This is a genomic window from Kitasatospora sp. NPDC056531 (assembly GCF_042794375.1).
In the GTDB taxonomy this organism is placed as follows: domain Bacteria; phylum Actinomycetota; class Actinomycetes; order Streptomycetales; family Streptomycetaceae; genus Kitasatospora.
This window is the reverse complement of record NZ_JBHTTU010000011.1, coordinates 1-16,641: the sequence shown is the minus strand read 5'-3', so window position 1 is coordinate 16,641 and position 16,641 is coordinate 1. Positions and strand designations below refer to the sequence as shown.

12 protein-coding genes are annotated in these 16,641 nt (G+C 74.3%); 2 read left to right on the top strand and 10 right to left on the bottom strand.

The window, feature by feature from the left end; genetic code table 11:
* Positions 1 to 39: 39 nt before the first annotated feature.
* From ACFQ87_RS13295 to grpE, 3 genes are read right to left on the bottom strand one after another with little or no spacing between them, the layout of a single operon-like run.
* Entirely contained in the window at positions 40 to 357 is a 318-nt protein-coding gene (locus ACFQ87_RS13295) for a hypothetical protein (protein WP_380610812.1), read from the bottom strand.
* Positions 354 to 2,924 carry an Hsp70 family protein gene (locus ACFQ87_RS13290; RefSeq protein ID WP_380610811.1) on the bottom strand — a complete coding sequence of 857 codons (2,571 nt, stop codon included), beginning with the start codon at positions 2,922 to 2,924 and terminating at the stop codon, positions 354 to 356. The genes ACFQ87_RS13295 and ACFQ87_RS13290 overlap by 4 nt, the downstream gene beginning before the upstream one ends.
* Before the next feature lie 31 nt (positions 2,925 to 2,955).
* Positions 2,956 to 3,717, bottom strand: a complete 762-nt coding sequence (grpE, locus tag ACFQ87_RS13285) for a nucleotide exchange factor GrpE (protein WP_380610810.1) — start codon at positions 3,715 to 3,717, stop codon at positions 2,956 to 2,958.
* Positions 3,718 to 3,776: 59 nt separating this feature from the next.
* On the opposite strand from grpE, the gene ACFQ87_RS13280 reads away from it, so the two are divergent.
* The gene (locus tag ACFQ87_RS13280; RefSeq protein ID WP_380610809.1) at positions 3,777 to 4,985 is read left to right on the top strand and encodes an RNA-guided endonuclease InsQ/TnpB family protein; all 1,209 of its coding nucleotides are present in this window, start codon (positions 3,777 to 3,779) and stop codon (positions 4,983 to 4,985) included.
* A 32-nt stretch (positions 4,986 to 5,017) separates the two neighbouring features.
* On the opposite strand, the gene ACFQ87_RS13275 is transcribed toward ACFQ87_RS13280, so the two are convergent.
* A complete protein-coding gene (locus ACFQ87_RS13275) occupies positions 5,018 to 5,443 on the bottom strand; it encodes a hypothetical protein (RefSeq protein WP_380610808.1) in 426 nt (141 codons plus the stop codon).
* A 129-nt stretch (positions 5,444 to 5,572) separates the two neighbouring features.
* Positions 5,573 to 9,664 (bottom strand): hypothetical protein, encoded by a 4,092-nt coding sequence (locus ACFQ87_RS13270; RefSeq protein WP_380610807.1) that lies wholly within the window; start codon positions 9,662 to 9,664, stop codon positions 5,573 to 5,575.
* A 205-nt stretch (positions 9,665 to 9,869) separates the two neighbouring features.
* Between ACFQ87_RS13270 and ACFQ87_RS13265 the strand changes: the two genes are divergently transcribed.
* Positions 9,870 to 11,642, top strand: coding sequence for a serine/threonine protein kinase (locus ACFQ87_RS13265; RefSeq protein WP_380610806.1), 1,773 nt, complete (start codon positions 9,870 to 9,872; stop codon positions 11,640 to 11,642).
* A 37-nt stretch (positions 11,643 to 11,679) separates the two neighbouring features.
* On the opposite strand, the gene ACFQ87_RS13260 is transcribed toward ACFQ87_RS13265, so the two are convergent.
* From ACFQ87_RS13260 to ACFQ87_RS13240, 5 genes are all read right to left on the bottom strand, one after another.
* Positions 11,680 to 12,216, bottom strand: a complete 537-nt coding sequence (locus ACFQ87_RS13260; protein ID WP_380610805.1) for a hypothetical protein — start codon at positions 12,214 to 12,216, stop codon at positions 11,680 to 11,682.
* A 10-nt stretch (positions 12,217 to 12,226) separates the two neighbouring features.
* Complete coding sequence (locus ACFQ87_RS13255) at positions 12,227 to 13,291, bottom strand: ABC transporter ATP-binding protein (protein WP_380610804.1); 1,065 nt, start codon at positions 13,289 to 13,291, stop codon at positions 12,227 to 12,229.
* Entirely contained in the window at positions 13,288 to 14,841 is a 1,554-nt protein-coding gene (locus ACFQ87_RS13250; RefSeq protein ID WP_380610803.1) for an ABC transporter permease, read from the bottom strand. Before ACFQ87_RS13250 ends, ACFQ87_RS13255 begins: the two co-directional genes overlap by 4 nt.
* Positions 14,838 to 15,896, bottom strand: coding sequence for an iron ABC transporter substrate-binding protein (locus tag ACFQ87_RS13245; RefSeq protein WP_380610802.1), 1,059 nt, complete (start codon positions 15,894 to 15,896; stop codon positions 14,838 to 14,840). The genes ACFQ87_RS13250 and ACFQ87_RS13245 overlap by 4 nt, the downstream gene beginning before the upstream one ends.
* 376 nt (positions 15,897 to 16,272) lie before the next feature.
* A partial coding sequence (locus tag ACFQ87_RS13240; RefSeq protein ID WP_380610801.1) for an HAD-IC family P-type ATPase occupies positions 16,273 to 16,641 on the bottom strand: 369 nt, incomplete at its 5' end.

The window sequence follows — 16,641 nt, the reverse complement described above, 5'->3', positions numbered from 1 at the left end:
CGATCGAACTCCACCGCAGGCCGGGAGCGTCCGAATTGGTCAATCAGAGGGCGTGTCGCCCTCCCGCACCCCCGGTGCGGGCCCGGCGGCCCCGGCCACGCTCAGTGATCGCAGCAGCTCCCGGGCCGCTTCCAACCCGGGTTCGGCCGCCACCGCACGGTGCAGCAGACCGAGCGCGAGCGCCCCGTCCCCGGCCGCCAGGGCGTCCAGTGCCCGGTTGTAATCGATCCGACCGGCGTAACGCAGCCGGAACAGCACGCTCAGGTCCTCCCGGCAGGACGGGCAGCCGAGCGTCTGCGGGTCCGCCGGCACCCGGCACAGCGGGCACTGCACCTCGAGGAGGCTCACGGTGGTCATCGCGGACCGGCCTCCTCCGGGCGCACCGGGCCGAGCGACTCGGCGGCCGGCTCGCTGCCGAGCTCCCGCTGCGCCTGCGCGTACAGCGCCAGCAGGTTCGACATGTGGGTGTTGACCGCCTCCATGTTGGGCGCCTCCACCGCCTCGTCCAGCCCGCGCAGCTCTGCCATGATCCGCTGGGCCAGGGCCGGCGAGACCATGTTCTGGTTGACGTAGACGTTGCACATGGTGAGCATCCGGAAGGTGTGCCCGAGCGAGTCGCACAGCTCGTCCGCCTTCTGGGCCGCGCGCATCGCGCCCTCCCAGTCGGCGGCCTCGCGGCGCAGCCGCAGCTCGGCGGCCACCGAGCGCAGCCGGTCCAGGTCGCTCGGGTCCAGGTGCTTCTCGCAGTAGTGGATGAACAGGCTCAGGTACGCCTCCGAGCCGCGCACCCAGCGCTGGGCCTTCAGCTGGCGCTGGGCCCGCTCCAGGGCCTCGTCCACCGACTGGCCGCGGGTCTGCCCGGCCGCCAGGTCGTCCAGGGCGTCCATCAGCCGCTGCGCCTCGCGCATCTCGGCCTCGGTCAGCTCGCCGCCCCAGCGGTCGGTGAAGGTCTCGATCTGCCGCTGCTGCTCCTCGACCTGCACCTTAAGCTCGGGGTCGAGGGTGACCCGCTCCAACTTGACGGTCTTCTCGCCGCCGCCCTGGATCCGCACCGACAGGGTGATGGTGCGGTCCCGGTCCAGGCCGAAGGAGACCTCCACCGGGGTACGGCCGCCGAGGCCCTCGGGCAGCCGCAGGGTGAGGTGGCCGATCAGCTCGTTCTGCTGGGCGACCTCGTGCTCGCCCTCGTAGACGGCGATCTCCAGGCGCTGACGGCCGCTGCCGGAGACGACGAACTCCCGGCTGACCGGCGAACTGGTCGGGTAGCTGGTGTTCTTGGGGATGATGACGGCGAGGCGGCCGTCATTGAGCTCGATGCCGAGGTTCTTCGGGGTGATGTCGAAGGGGTTGGTAACCTGCATCAACTCGCCGCAGTCCGAGCAGACTTCAGTGCCGGGCGGGTTGACCTTGGAGCAGGAGGCGCAGCGCAGGCCGACGTCCTCGGCGGCGGTGGAGGACACCTTGGTCTGGCCGGGGACGGCCGAGTTGAGCGGTTCGCCGCACAGTTCGCAGGCGGTCACGCCGGGGGCGGCCGGGGTGCCGCAGCGCGGGCAGTTGTCGCTGCGCAGCACGGTGGTGGCCTGCGACTGCCTCGGGACGGTCGCACCGGAGGTGGCCGAACCGGCCATGTCCTGGCCGCACTTGGGGCAGTCGGCGGCCTCGGCGCCGACCGGGATGTGGCAGGTCGGGCAGGAGACGCGGTCGCCGCCGAGCAGGGAGGTCGCGCAGTTGGCGCAGTTCGAGGCCGACAGGTCCCCGGGGGCCCGGCACTCGGGGCACTCCACCTCACCGACCAGGGCGGACTGCACGGCCGCGCCGAGCGCCACGCACTGCATCGGGTTGACGCCGCGCTTGATCCGGTGGTTGCCGAACACCTCGCCGAGGCGCCGGGCGACCAGCGGGATCGAGGTCGAGCCGCCGACCAGCACCACCTCGTCGATGTCCCCGACGGTCAGGTTGGCCTGCATGATGGCCTTGTGGGTCAGCTCGATGGTCCGCTCGATCTGGGCCTCGATCAGCTCCTCGAAGCGGGCGCGCTCGAACTCCGTCTCCAGCACCAGCTGTCCGGCGCCCAGGCCCGGCAGGATGACCTCGGAGGACTGCTGGTTGGACAGCTCGATCTTGACGGTCTCGGCGGTGGAGGCGATCTTAGGGCGGTCGCGCAGGTCGGGCTGGTATTCGGAGCCGTATTCCTCTCGGATGTCCTCCAGCAGCGCGGTGGTGATCGCGCGGTCGAAGTCGTCACCGCCGAGCAGGTTGTCGCCCTCGATGCCGAGTACCGAGACCGAGCCGGGCACCAGCAGCAGGATGGAGATGTCGAAGGTGCCGCCGCCCAGGTCGTAGACCAGGACGGTCCGTCCCTCCTCGCCGGCCTCGCCGGCGAGCCCGTACGCGAGCGCGGCGGCGGTCGGCTCGTTGATGATCCGCAGCACGTGCAGGCCGGCCATCCGGCCCGCCTCCTGGGTGGCCGCGACCTGCCGCTCGCCGAAGTAGGCGGGGACGGTGATCACGGCCCGGTGGAAGGGCTCGCCGAAGCGCTGCTCGGCGTCCTCCTTGAGCCGGTGCAGGATGATCGCGGAGATCTCGATCGGGGTGTAGGAGCGGCCGTTGAACCAGACATTGACGTCGCCGTCGGTGCCCGCGGTGACCTTGTAGTCGACCTCCTTGAGGGCCGCCTGCACCTGCGGGTCCTTGAACTTGCGGCCCATGAAGCGCTTGACCGAGCGGATCACGTTGGCGCCGTCGATGGCGGTGCGGCTGCGCGCGGTGGAGCCCACCAGCAGCTCGCCCTTGCGGCCGCTGCCGACCACGGAGGGCGTGGCCTCCTGGTTCTGCCGGTTGAAGATGATCTCCGGCTCGCCCCGGCGCAGGTGGGCCACCACGGAGTTGGTGGTGCCCAGGTCGATGCCGAGTGTGCGGTACATGTCGTTCCCCTCTTGCCCCTCGTGGTCCTGGCTACTTCTTGCGCTTGCCGCGCTTGCCCGGCTTGCCGACGGCCCTGACCTGCCGACGGACCCGGGGCGGGACCGGCCTGGCCCGGGCTTCGACGGGCTCGACGGTCTCCGGCTCGACGGTCTCCGGCTCGACGGTCTCCGGCTCGACGGTCTCCGGCTCGACGGTCTCCGGCTCGAGGGCCGACGGCTCGGCGCCGGTCCCCTCGACGGCCTCGGGTTCGACGGACTCATCGCGCCCGAGCTCCGCGATCCGCGGGTCCGCTGCAGGCGGCAGCGCCGACTCCGGTGCGGCGACCACCACTTGGGCCCGCCGCAGCACCTCCTGGTCCCAGAAGAACCCGGTCACCACCGTCTGCACCACCGTCTCCGGCGCCACTCCCGGCCGTACCTCGATGCCGACGATCTCGGTCAGCGCCGGGTCCGCCGCCAGCCCCTCCAGTCGCATCGGCCGCACCCCGGCCTTGGCGAGCCGGCCGAGCAGCCGTCGGCGGGTGGCCTCGATGCCCGCGCCGCGCCCGAGCGCCACCAGCTCGCGGTCCAGGCCGAGGGCGGCGAGCGCGTCGTCCACCTCGACCAGGACGCCCAGCAGTTCACGCTGCTCGGCCCGGGCGGCCTGCTTCTGCTCTGTCAGCTTGCTGCCCAACAGCGAGGCACGGAAAAGCAGTTGGCTGAACTTGGCGTCCAGGTCGACGGACTCGACGCCCGGCGGGACCTCCAGCCGCTGGTGACCGTCGAGCAAGGATGCGGTCAGTGCGTCGGTCATCAGAACCCCCCATCACAAATTGACGATGCATCATGTAACGCGTAACGACCACCACCCACGTGAAGCGGGCCTTCAAGTTCCGCTTCTATCCCACCAATGTGCAGGCAGCTGAGCTGTCGCGCACGTTCGGGTGCGTGAGGAAGGTCTACAACATGGCGCTCGCGGCCCCTACGGAAGCGTGGACGCAGCGTCAGGAGCGAGTGAACTACAACGCCACTTCGGCGATGCTGACGGCGTGGAAGAAGACCGAGTCGCTGGCATTCCTCAGCGAGGTCTCCTCCGTGCCGCTTCAACGGGCACTCCGGCACTTGCCGGGGGCGTCCTCCAACTTCTGGCGGAAGCGGGCGAAGTACCCCCGGTTCAAGTCGAAGAAGAAGTCCCGTGACAGTGCCGAGTACACCACGTCCGCGTTCCGGTACCGGGACGGTCGCCTCACGCTGGCGAAGATGGCCGAGCCGCTGGACATCGTGTGGTCGAGGCCGTTGCCCGACAGTGCGAGCCCGTCCACGGTGACTGTCAGCCGGGATGCGGCCGGACGCTGGTTCGTCTCGATGCTGTGCGACGACCTCGGCGTCAAGCCACTCCCCCGAGTGGACACGGCGGTGGGGATCGACGCCGGTATCACCAGCCTGGTGACGCTCTCCACCGGACAGAAGATCACCAACCCGAAGCACGAACGCCGCGACCGGGAACGCCTGGCCAAGGCCCAGCGGGAACTCGCCCGCAAGGCCAAGGGCTTCGCCAACCGGGAAAAGGCCCGCAGGAAGGTCGCCCGCGTCCACGCGAGGATCGCCGACCGGCGCAGGGACTTCCTGCACAAGCTCACCACTCGACTCGTCCGTGAAAACCAAACGGTCGTGATCGAGGACCTGACGGTCCGCAACATGCTCAAGAACAAACGCCTCGCCCGCGCCGTATCGGACGCGAGCTGGGCCGAGCTGCGGACCATGCTGGAGTACAAGTGCGCCTGGTACGGCCGCGACCTGGTGACCATCGACCGGTGGTTCCCCAGCTCCAAGCCGTGCTCGGTCTGCGGCATCATCGCCGCGAAGATGCCGCTCAATGTCCGCGAGTGGGAGTGTGACTGCGGAGCAGTCCACGACCGGGACGTGAACGCAGCACGCAACATCCTGGCCGCCGGACTGGCGGTAGCAGCCTGTGGAGACGGTGTAAGACCTCAACGGAGCACTCCGGACGGGCAGTCGTCGATGAAGCAGGAAGTCGTCCCACCGCAGCGCACACGCGCAGCGGCTCAGCCGCGAGGCTGAGGGGAATCCCTCTCGCTCACGGGAGGGGCAAGTCAATCTGGAACCTCGATCTGCGGCAGGACGGACAGGTCGGCCGCGTAGCGGGCCGGGACGGGCGGTTCGGGGTCGGCCCCGGCGGGTGCGGGCTCGGCGAAGTCCGCGGCCAACTCGGCGCGGTGCAGGGCGAGAAGGGCCGGGGCGGGCGGCAGCGGCGGGCGCTCGATCACCAGCAGCGGTTCGGCCAGCGCGGGCGCGAGGAGGTCGGCGGCCTGGTCGACCGGCTCCGGCGGGAGCGGCTGCTGGAGGTCCGCCTCCAGTCGGCGGTCCGGGTTGCGCAGCAGCGCGGCGGCGTCCTGGATCTGCTGACGGGTGAACCGGCCCGCCTTCAGCGCCTTCCCGACCGAGAGGTTGATCTCGCGCACCCCGGCCGTGAGCGGGATGCCCAGGACCTCGTACGGCGAAGGTTCGTGCAGTGGCATGACGGGCGGTCCCTCTCCTCACGGCTCGGACGGGTCGAACGGTCGGAACTCACGAGTTCCGGCCGGGAACTGACGACTACTCGAAAGGCGCACGGTCTACGACGACGGCGACTCCCGCGCGGTTGCCGGTCACCGGAGCCGGTTGATCCGCGTCTGCAGGGCACGCAGCTCCCTGTCCCCCGGGTTGCACTCGATGGCCGTGGCGATCAGTTGACGGGCCTCCCAGTAGCGGTGGGCGTTGGCCTCGGCGACGGCGAAGGAGCTGAGGACGATGCCGAGTTCGCTGTTCAGCTTCGCGGTGTCCTCCGGCGAGCCGGACAGGCCGAGTGCCTCCTTGAGGAGCCGAGTCGCCTCCCCGTAGCGGCGGGCCTCGTAGTGGCCGATCGCCTCACCGCGCCAGACGCTGACCATCAGGCGCCGGATGTCGGCCGAGTCGTCGTAGGACCTGGCCTTCTGCAGCATGGCGGCCTGGGCGGTGAACGGGCTGTCCTGCATGTTGTCGATGATGTGGTTGGCCAGCAGCACCGCGACCCGGCGCGGCGCCTCGCGCGCGACGTCGCCGTCCCACTCCGGGTCGGCTCGCAGTGCCTCGGCCATCAGCTCGACGGCGGTGTCGTGGTCGTCGGCGAAGGCGGCCAAGCGGGAGAGCTGGCGCATGACGAAGGCTAGGCCGAGCCGGTGGTCCGGATCGGGGCTGAGCTCGATCAGCCGATCCCACATTTCGGCGGCCTCCATCAGCTCCTCGGCGGAGGCGTCGGGGCGGCTGAGCTGGCCTGCCCGGTTGCCGAGGGCGGCCTGCAGGAAGTGCTTGGCGGTCGGGTCCCCGGGGACGAGGTCGAGGCTCTTCTGCAGCAGGGCGAGGGCGCGCGGGTAGTCCTTGTCCTCGTTGTTGATCTTGCGGGCCCACTGGGCGTAGGTGGCGCCGAGGTCGCCGCGCACCTCGCGGTCGTCCGGGGCCAGCGCGAAGGCCTTCTCCAGCAGCGCGGCGGCTCCGGCCTGGTCGTCGTCGCTGCCCTTGAGCAGGGCGCGGGCGGCCCGGACACCGGACTCGGCGGCGATGCTGGCCGCGTCGGCGGGCAGCACGGCGCCCGGGACGGTCCGAGCGCGGGTGAGGCATTCCAGGGCCTCGCGCCAGTCCTGGTTGCGGTGGTGCTCGCGGGCCTGGCTGACCAGGGACTCGCCGAGCAGCGCCTGCCAGCCCTCGCCGCGCTCGTGCTCGGCGACCGCGTCCAGGGCGGCGACGGCGGCGGCCTGGCGGCCCTGGAGGCTCAGGTAGCGCTGCGGGCCGAGCTCGCCGAACAGGCCGAGGGCCCGGGTGAGCGCGGGCGCGTCCGGGCCCGCCGGGCGCCGCCAGGCCCCTACGGCCTGCTCGAAGGCGGCGGCCCAGGCGGCGAGTTCGGGCTCGGCGCGCAGCAGCCCGTCGAGGGTGGGGCCGACGGCGAGGCGGCGGGCGGGGCGGCCGGGCAGGGTGATCCGGACGTCCTGCTGGGCGAAGGCGTCGGCGGCGTGGGCCTCCATGCCCAGGCGCAGGGTCCAGGCGGTGACCTCGTCGCCGCTGCGTCCGGCGGCCCGGTCGAGGGCGCGCAGGTCCTCGTGGAGGCGGTCGGTGAGCGCGGTACGGGCGGCCGCCGTCCGCTGCTGTTCGGGGGTGCGGCCGGTGATCCGGGCGGCCTCGGTCCACAGGTCGGGCTGGTGCAGGGCGGCGACCAGGCAGCCGAGCGTCCAGGCCCAGACGTCCTGGTCGTCGGCGGTCACGGCCAGCCGGTAGCCGGCGAGGCCGAGGGCGTGCAGCAGCCGGGGGTGGGCCGGGTCCTTGCGCAGCAGCGCGCGGTAGGCCCGGTAGGCCTCGTGGTGGCGGCCCTCGACGGCGTGCTGGTGGGCCTCGTGCTCGGCGAGCAGGACCAGCGCGCCGGCCGCCTGCGGGTGGTCGGGGGCAAGGGTGAGGGCCTGGCGCAGGTCGCCGGCGGCCCGTCCGGGCTGTTCGGCGACGAGGGCGGCACCGGCCCGGCGGACCAGCACGGCGGCCCGGGCGGCGGTGGCGGTCTCCGGCAGGTCGGCCAACGCCTCGTCCAGGCGGCCGAGTTCGGCGCGCAACAGGGCGAGGTCGAGCCGCAACGGCGCGGCGGCCTCGCTGTCGCCGAGCGCCTCGGCCCAGGCGGCGAGGACGGGTTCGGCCTGCTCCGGGGCGCCGGCTCGACGCGCGCAGTCCAGGACGGCGCGCAGGGCCGGGCCGGTGCAGCGGACGCAGCGCGGGGAGGCGGCCCCGGCGGGCGCGTGCAGGTGGGCGGCGCAGGCCTCGCGGCCGCAGCCGCCGCAGGCTCCGGTGGCGGGCCCGGCGCAGACCGCGCAGTCGCCGGTGGGAGCCGGCTGAGGCGTGGCGGGGGCGGTCAGGAAGTGGCGGTACCAGTCCAGCGCGGTGGCCCAGTTGCCGGCCCGTTCGGCGAGCAAAGCGCGTAACCGGGCGAGCGCCGGGTCCCCGGTCGGATCGGGGTCGAGCGGGCCGAGCAGGGCGATGGTCTGGACCGGACGGCCCGCCAGCAGGGCCACGGCGGCCAGGTGGTAGCGATCGCGCAGCCCGGCGGTGGCGTCGAGGAGGGCGTTGACCTGCTCGGGGGCGCCCTCGGCCAGGGCGAGGGCGGCGCGCAGCCGGGACTGCCGGTGGGTGAGGGCGCCGGGCAGGGCGTCGGCCAGGGCGAGCGCCGCGGCGGCGCGTTGGCGGGCTTCGGGGCGGTCGCGGCCGGTGACCAGCAGGTGGACGGCCTCGCGCAGGGCGGCTTCGCGCAGCGCGGCCCGGTAGCCGGGGGCGGCGGGGTGCTCGGCGGCGGCCTGCTGCCACAGCTCGCGGGCGGCGACCGGGTCGGCGGCCAGCCGGGTGCGGGCGAGCCGGTCGCGGGCCAGGGCTCGACGCTCACTCAGCTCGGGGTCGTCCAGCTGCTCCCAGCGGGCGAGGGCGCCGGCCTGGTCGTCGGTGCGGGCGAGGGCGAGGCCGTGGTGGAAGGCGGCGATCCGGCTCCAGCGGGAGTCCGGTTCGGTGTCGGCCTCGGCGCGCAGGATCGGCTCGGCCTCGGCGGCCTGGCCGGCGGCTATCAGGGCGGCGCCGAGCCGGACCCGGGCGGCGCGCCAGTCGGGGGCCTGGCCGAGACCGGCCCGGTAGTCGGCGGCGGCCTCGGCCGGGCGCTCGGCCCGCTCGTGGACCAGGGCGAGGCCGAACCGCGCGGGGGCGAAGGAGGGTTGGACGGTCAGGGCGGCGGTGAACTGCTCCCGGGCCTGGTCGTCGGCGCCGAGCAGCAGGGCGAGCCGGCCGAGGGCGTAGCGCGGGCGCGGATCGCTCGGGCTCTCCCCGGCGGCTGCCGCGAGGTCGGCCCAGGCGGCGTCGGTGGCGCCGAGCCGCTGGCGGGCCAGGCCGCGGAAGAGCAGGCTGTCGGTGCGCAGCGCCGGGCCGCGCCCCCACGGGGAGGGCTCGCCGGGGCCGCGGCGCAGCGCCTCGTCGAAGGCGGTGACGGCGGGTTCGTCGCGGTGCAGGGTGAACAGTTGGGCGCCCCAGCGGAACCAGAGTTCGCCGCTGCCGCCGGGGGCGGCCGCGGCGAGCAGGGGTTCGGTCTCGGCGGCCCGGCCGGCGGCGCGCAGCAGGGCGGCCCGGGCGAGCACCGGCCAGTCCCGGCCGGGCAGGGCGGCGAGCGCCCGGGCGGTGGCGTGGTCGCGCTGGTCGGCGGTGCCCTCGTGGCACAGCCGCTGCAGCCAGTGCTGGGTGCGGGCGGCGGCCTCGGCCTCCTCGCCGGGGTCGGCGCCGGCGGCGGTGGCCTGGAGGAAGGCGAGCAGCGGCCCGAGGTCGCCGTCGGGGGCCTGCATGCGTTCCTCGGCGAGGCGGCGCAGGCTCCACCGGGGCAGTTGCCGGGCGGGGTCGGCGAGCAGCGGGAAGGCCTCGCGGTGCAGGGCGAGGGTGGCCTGCTGGTCGCCCGTGGGGATGGTGGCCTCGGCCTGGCCGAGCAGGGCGAGGCCGCGCTGCGGGCTCAGCTCCGCGGGCCCGTTGGCGAGTTGGCGGGCCAGCCGGGCGTAGCGGCGGCGGGCCTGCGGGGCCTTGCCGGCGGCGAGTTGTTCAGCGGCGGCGGCGAGGGCCTTGGCAACGCCGGTGGCGTCCAGGGTCGTTCGCCTGCGCGCCAGTACGACGGCGGCCACACCGGCCAGTGCCACCACGACCAGCAGCACCGCGATCAGCAGCATGCACCGTCCCCCTGTTGTTCAACAGTCGTCCGTGTCATGATCAACAGTCCCCGCACGATCATGAGTTGACGTGATTTCGTGATGTTGCTCGGGCGCCATCAGAATAGGCCCTCCTCGGGGCGGCCGAACAGGAACCCGGACTATCCTGGGCAGCGCATCAGCAGCGGTGAGAAGCGTCGGGGGTCGTGTGTCCGAGTCTCGTTGGGTGCCCGGGCTCCGTTTCGGGCCCGAATTCGACCCCGAGCAGTACGAACTGCTGGAGTTCCACCACCGCGGCGGCGAGGCCGAGGTGTGGCGGGCCGTTCGTACCGGCCACAACGGGATCAAGGAACTGGTCGCCGCCAAGATCATGCTGGAGCGCGACCCGTCCGAGGTGCGCCGCTGGCTGGGGCGCTGGGACGACGTCTCGCACAACGCCCACCGCCTCGGCGTCAACGACCTGGTGGTGCCCAGCTTCCTGCTCGGGCCCTCCCCGCACCGGCCGGGCACCGTGCCCTCGGGCGGGCTGCTGGGCTACCAGATCTCGCCCTGGGTCGAGGGCGTGCCGCTGCACACCTGGGCGCGCAGCCAGCGCGGCGGCCAGACGGCGGTGGCCGAGGTGCTGGCGCGGCTGTGCCGGATCGTCGACGAGCTGCACCGCAAGCGCTGGGTGCACCGCGACATCTCCCCCGCCAACGTGCTGGTGGACGGCCAGGGCCAGGTCAAGCTGATCGACCTGACCTTCCTCGCCCCGCTCGACCACACCCTGACCGTCGCGGTGTTCACCCCCGGGCACGTCCCGCCGGAGGCCGAACAGGTCGGCGGCTTCCCGACCACCGCCAAGGACCTCTTCGCGGTCGGCACCCTGGCCCGCACCCTGCTGCTGCCCGACCACGGCCGGCTCGACCACCGGCTCGCCGCCGAGCAGGCCCGCGCCGAACTGCTCGCGGCCGGCTACGGCGAGGAGTTGGCCCGCTGGGCCTGCGAACCGCTGGCCCGGGACCCGGACCGCCGCCCCTCCCCGCTCGGTCCGTGGGTCGCCCGCGGCCGCGAACTCCTGCGCGCCCACCGCCCGGTGGCACGCACCGCGGGCCTGGCCGTCCTGCCCGACCGCGCCGGCCGGCCGCTGGTGGTCACCGGCGGCGCGGACGGCACCGCGCTGGCCGGCCCCGGCCGCACCGGGCAGCGGCTGCCCGCCGGCCAGAGCCCAGGGACGGTACGGGAGTTGGCGGCCGGCTGGGCCGGTCGCCAGGGCGAGCTGGTGGTCTGCGCCGAGGACCGGGCCGGCACCCTCTGGGTCGGCACCGCGACCGGCTGGTGGGAGGCGGCGCGCGGGATCAGCGGCCTGGCCGGGGCGGTCAACTCGGCCGGGGAGCTGACGGCGTGGACCGCGGCCGGCGGCGCCCTGCGCTCCTACCGCTGGGCGCCCGGCCTCACCCTGACCGGCCAGGAGCACCCCGGCTGCCCCGCCGACCGGGTGCTCGCCGCCGAGGAGGAGCGCCCCGGCGCCTGGCTGGTGCTGGTCGAGCACCGCGAGCGCGTGCTCAGCTGGCGCCCGGGCGCCGGCCAGCCGCCCGTCCCGCTCGGCCCGCCGGGCGCCCTGCGCGCCGGGGCGCTGGCCCGTACCTCCGCCGGACCGCAGGCCGCCACCCTGCGGGCGGACGGTTCCGTCCAACTGCACACCCTGGGTGCTCCCGGGACCGGCGCGGAGATCGGCGACGGGGAGCCCGCCCTCGGCATCGCCATGGTCGGCCACCGCGGCGGGCCCACCATCGCCCTGGCGGGCGCGGGCGGGGTACGGCTGCGGCTGCCGGCCGGCGGCGCCTCGCGGCGGCCGCGCTGGTGGCGGCCCACGCTGCGCCCGGCCACCCGGGTCGCGCTGGCCGTGGGGGACGACTGGCGGCTGTGCCTGGCAGCGGTGGTGGAGGGCGAGTTGCAGGTGTGGCAGGAGGACGCGGCGTACCGCTGGCAGGCGGTGGAGCTGCCGGAGGAGGGCTGAGCCCCGCCGGGCACGGTGCGTCCGGCTCGACGCCCCGCTACGCCTCCGGGCAGCCGTGGAGGAGTTCGGCGAAGGCCTCACCGGCGGAGTCGGACGGGAGGATCCGCAGCGCCGCGTCGCAGTCCGGCGTGCTGATCACGTAACGCTCGGCGAGGTAGGAGAAGTCGTCCCAGGGCTCCCAGACGTGGGCGCGCAGCAGGACCCGCCCGCAGCGGTTGCAGCCGATCCACGGCACCAGCACCAGGTCGGCGAGTTCCGGCTCGCTCCAGCCCGTCAGCACCTCGGCCTCGTCGCGGTCGCCGTCGAGCAGCCGCACCGGGGCGGGCGCGCCGTCACCCGGGCAGCGCAGGAGGCCGGGAGTGAGCCGCTCGCGCTCGCCCCACTGCTCGGCGAGCACGGAGATCTGCGCCCGGTCCGTACCGCCGACCGGGACCTGGCGGGCGAGCAGGCCCTCGACCAGCAGGCCGAGCCCGCACTCCTGCTCCCCGATGTCCCAGCAGTCCTTGACCTCCTTCGAGGCGGGGTCCGGGAGGAGATCGGCGAGCCGGTGCCAGAGTGCGGTGTCTTCGTCCATGGGTCGGACCCTAACCCCCGACCGACGTCCCTCGGCCGACCGGGGCCTCCGGCAGCACGTGCACCGGCCCGGCGGCGCTGACGTACGTCTCGCCGCCCACCGACCACGGGCGGTCGGCGGAGGCGATCAGGGTGTCCGGCAACCCGGCGGCTTCGGGGCGGAGTTCGACGCGGTGGTCGTGGCCCCGGAAGTCGCCGCCGATCACCTTCGCCGGGACGGCTCCCGCCACCGGCTCGGCCGTGAGCCGGAGTTGGCCCGGGCGGAGCAGCGCGAGGCCACGGCCGGGGGCGGCGGAGGAGGAGGCCAGCGGCAGGGCGCCGAATGATGTAAGGGCCTCAACTCCCTTGATCTCGGCGGGGATCAGGTTCGCCTCGCCCAGCACCCGGGCGACTGCGGTGTCCGCCGGGCGGTGGTACAGCTCGTCCGGGCTGCCGGACTGGGCGATCCGGCCGTCGCGCAGCACGGCGATGGTGTCGGCGAAGGACAGCGCCTCGTCCTGGTCGTGGGTGACCAGGACCGCCGTGGTCCCGGACTGCCGCAGGGTGGCGGCGACTTCGCGGCGCAGCTCGGCGCGCAGCGCGGCGTCCAGGGCGGCGAAGGGTTCGTCCAGCAGCAGCAGGCTCGGTCGGGGCGCCAACGCCCGGGCGAGGGCGACGCGTTGCTGCTGGCCGCCGGAGAGCTGGTGCGGGCGGCGCTCCCCCAGTCCGGGCAGGCCGACCAGGTCCAGCAGTTCGCCGACCCGGGCGCGGCGCTGCGAACGCGGGAGTCCGAAGCCGATGTTGGCGGCGACGCTCAGGTGCGGGAAGAGCGCGCCGTCCTGCGGGACGAGGCCGATGCCCCGATGTTCGGCGGCGAGCCGGTTGCGGCCGTCGTCCAGGACGCGGCCGTGCAGCACGACCTGCCCGGCGGCGGCCGGGTGGAAGCCGGCCAGCACCCGCAGCAGGGTGGACTTGCCGCAGCCGGAGGGGCCGAGCACGCACGCGAGGGCGCCGTCCGGCACGGTCAGGTCGATGCCGTGCAGGACCGGGCTGCGCCCGTGCGCGGCGTGCAGGTCGACGACGGAGAGTCCGGTCATGGGGTGCTCCCGGGAGGGCCGAGGGTGCGGCGGGTCAGCAGCAGGACGGAGGGGACGGACAGCGCGACCATCAGGGCCGCGTACGGCGCCGCGGCGCCGTAGGCGAGACCGCTGGTGTAGACCCAGAACTGGGTGGCCAGGGTCTGGGTGCCGGTCGGGCGCAGCAGCAGGGTGGCGGTCAGCTCGGTGGAGGCGGTGAGGCCGACCATGGCGACGGCGGCGCCGAGGCCGGGCAGGACCAGCGGCAGGGTGACCCGGCCGAGGACGGCGAGCGGCCGGGTGCCGAGCGAGCGGGCGGCCTCCTCGACGCCGGGCGGGACCTGGGCGAGGGCGGCGCGCACGGCCGTCAACGCCAGCGGGAAGAACAGCACGACGTACCCGGCGATCAGCATCGGCGGCTGCTGGTACAGGGGCTGGGCCCAGCGGACCGCGAAGTACACCACCGAGAGGGCCACCGCGATGCCGGGCAGCGCCCGGGTGAGGTAGGCGACCCGCTCGACCGCGCGGGCCGGCCGGGTGCCGCGCCGCCAGCCGTACAGGGCGACCGGGACGGCGGCGGCGGTGGCGACCACGGCCGCGCCGAGCGCGTACCCGAGGGTGGCCAGGGTGGCGCCGAGGACGGAGGCGGAGGGAAGGGTGGTGGAACTGCCCTTGATCAGCCAGTACGCCAGCGCGTACAGCGGCACCCCGAGCGAGACGCCGACCAGCGCGGCCAGGGCGGCGAGCGCCGGGACGGTCCAGCCGCCGAGGCGGACGGGCGGGGCGGGGCGGGCGAGGGCGCCGTGCCGGGTGACCCTGGCCCGGCGGCCGGCCCAGGCCTCCAGGCCGACCAGCAGCAGGGCGAGCGCGACCAGCACCAGGGTGAGCAGGGAGGCCGAGGCCGCGTCGAAGCCCAGCTTGTACTGGGTGAACACGGCGGTGGCGAAGGTGGTGTACCGCAGCATCGCGAAGGCGCCGTACTCGCCGAGCAGGTAGAGCGAGACCAGCAGCACGCCGCCGGCCAGCGCGGGCCGGGTGAGCGGGAGGGTGACCCGCCACAGGGTGGCGAGGCGGCCGCGGCCGAGCGAGCGGGAGACCTCCTCGGCGGCGGCGTCGCCGTGCCGCAGGGCGGCCGCGACCGGCAGGAAGACCAGTGGGTAGAGCGAGCAGGTCATCACCAGCACCGCGCCCCAGTAGCCGTGGACGGAGCGGAACAGCGACACCCAGGAGTAGCCGCGGACGAACTCCGGTACGGCCAGCGGCAGGGCGAGCGCGACGGTCCAGGCGCGGCGCCCGGGCAGGGCGGTGCGCTCGACCAGGTAGGCGGCGCCGAAGCCGAGGACGGCGGTGGCCAGGGTGACGGCGGCGGTCAGGCCGAGGGTGTGCCCGAGCAGGGTGGCGATCAGCGGGCGGCCGAGCAGCCGCCGGGTCTGGTCCCAACCGGCCTGCGCGGCCTGGGCGATGACGAAGCCGAGCGGCGAGGCGACCACCGCGACGACGGCGACGGCGACGGGGGCGAGCAGGCCGGTGGCCCGCCACCGCCCCCGCGGCCCGGCAACGGGGGTCGTCACTGGAGCAGACCGGCATCCTGCAGCAGGGCCAGGGCCTGCTTGCCGTCACCGAGCTGGGCCGGGTCGGCGACGGTGCCGATGCCGTCCAGCGCGGGCAGTTCGGGCTTGCCCTTCACGCCGTCGACCAGCGGGTACTCGTAGCTCGCGGAGTTCGCGATGACGGTCTGGGCCGGGGCGGAGGCGAGGTAGCCGAGGAAGGCCTGGGCGGCGGCCTGGTGCTTGCCGTGCTTGAGGACGGCCGCGCCGGAGACGTCGACCAGCGAGCCCGGGTCGCCCTTGGGGAAGTAGTGCAGGGTCGCGTGGGTCTCGGCGGCGCCCTTCTCGTCGCGCATCCGGTAGAAGTAGTAGTGGTCGATGACGCCGCCCTCGACCTCCCCGCTGTTGATCGCGGCGGAGAGGGTCTCGTTGCTGTCGTAGACCTTGGCGTTGTCCTTGAGGCCCTTGAGCCACTGCTTGGCGGCGTCCTCGCCCTTGGCCTTGAGGACCTGGGTGACGACCGGGGCGAAGTCGGTCTCGCTGGGGGCGATGCCCAGGCGCCCCTTCCACTCGGGCTTGGCCAGGTCGAGCACGGAGGCGGGCGGCGCGGTGTCGGCGCCCTTGCCGGTGGCGGCGAGGAAGGCGGAGGTGCGGGCGGAGACGCCGACCCAGTCGCCCTGGCCCGAACTGTCGTTGGCCGGGACGGCCTTGAGGGTGTCGGGGGCGACCTTGGCGAGCAGGCCCTTGTCGCCGAGGACGGTGAGCGCGGGCGGGTTCTCGGCGTAGAAGGCGTCGGCCGGGGAGGCGTCGCCCTCCTGGAGGATCTGGTTGGCCAGCTCGGCCTCGTCGCCGGAGCGCAGCTCGACCTTGATGCCGGTGCGCTTGGTGAAGTCGTCGGTCAGCGCCTTGACGGTCTGCTCGTGCTGGCCGCTGTAGAGGGTGATGGTCTGGCCGGCCAGGGCGGTGCCGGAGGCCTCGGGGGAAGCGCTGCCCCCACCCGAGCTGCCGCAGGCGGTGAGGGCGAGCGCGCAGGCGGCGAGGAGGGACAGGGCCGCGAGGGGCCTGGCGGTTCCGGGCATGGTGAGGGTCCTCCGAGGAAGCGGGTTCGGCCGTGCACGCCTGCGGCAGCCGCAGGGCATCGACCTGGCGACACGAGAACCTAGGGCAGGAAAGGCTTGCCTAACAAGTGTCGGAGCGTCACATCTCGGTCCGGTCGCGATGAGGTAGGATTTCGGTGAGTGCCGCCCCAAGCCCACGCAAAATACCTTCAAGCGCAGGTCAGGGTGGACGTGCCCGAACCAGGCGGATTCCGGCGGTCGAGCCGGGGCGACGATCCCGATGACGATCTTGACTACGGCGCGTGACAGCGATCGGCGGTACAAGGAGGGCCCGGACGCGCCGGGGCCCCGGAACCGGGCAGCGGTTCCGGGGCCCCGGGGCCGTCGGGGAGGGGGCTCAGCGGAAGCGGCGCAGCCGGAGGCTGTTGCCGACCACGAAGACCGAGGAGAAGGCCATCGCGGCCCCCGCGATCATCGGGTTGAGCATCCCGGCCGCCGCCAGCGGCAGGGCGGCGACGTTGTAGCCGAAGGCCCAGAACAGGTTGCTCTTGATGGTGCCGAGGGTCTTGCGGGAGAGCCGGATGGCGTCCGCCGCGGCCAGCAGGTCGCCGCGGACCAGGGTGAGGTCGCCGGCCTCGATCGCGGCGTCGGTGCCGGTGCCCATCGCCAGACCCAGGTCGGCCTGGGCGAGCGCGGCCGCGTCGTTGACGCCGTCGCCGACCATCGCCACGACCTTGCCCTCGGCCTGCAGCCGCTTGACGGTGTC

Excerpts from the sequence above, each read along its gene's own strand:
- ACFQ87_RS13295 (WP_380610812.1), bottom strand. The coding sequence starts at position 357 with ATGACCACCGTGAGCCTCCTCGAGGTGCAGTGCCCGCTGTGCCGGGTG.
- ACFQ87_RS13290 (WP_380610811.1), bottom strand. The coding sequence starts at position 2,924 with ATGTACCGCACACTCGGCATCGACCTGGGCACCACCAACTCCGTGGTG.
- grpE (WP_380610810.1), bottom strand. The coding sequence starts at position 3,717 with ATGACCGACGCACTGACCGCATCCTTGCTCGACGGTCACCAGCGGCTG.
- ACFQ87_RS13275 (WP_380610808.1), bottom strand. The coding sequence starts at position 5,443 with ATGCCACTGCACGAACCTTCGCCGTACGAGGTCCTGGGCATCCCGCTC.
- ACFQ87_RS13270 (WP_380610807.1), bottom strand. The coding sequence starts at position 9,664 with ATGCTGCTGATCGCGGTGCTGCTGGTCGTGGTGGCACTGGCCGGTGTG.
- ACFQ87_RS13260 (WP_380610805.1), bottom strand. The coding sequence starts at position 12,216 with ATGGACGAAGACACCGCACTCTGGCACCGGCTCGCCGATCTCCTCCCG.
- ACFQ87_RS13255 (WP_380610804.1), bottom strand. The coding sequence starts at position 13,291 with ATGACCGGACTCTCCGTCGTCGACCTGCACGCCGCGCACGGGCGCAGC.
- ACFQ87_RS13245 (WP_380610802.1), bottom strand. The coding sequence starts at position 15,896 with ATGCCCGGAACCGCCAGGCCCCTCGCGGCCCTGTCCCTCCTCGCCGCC.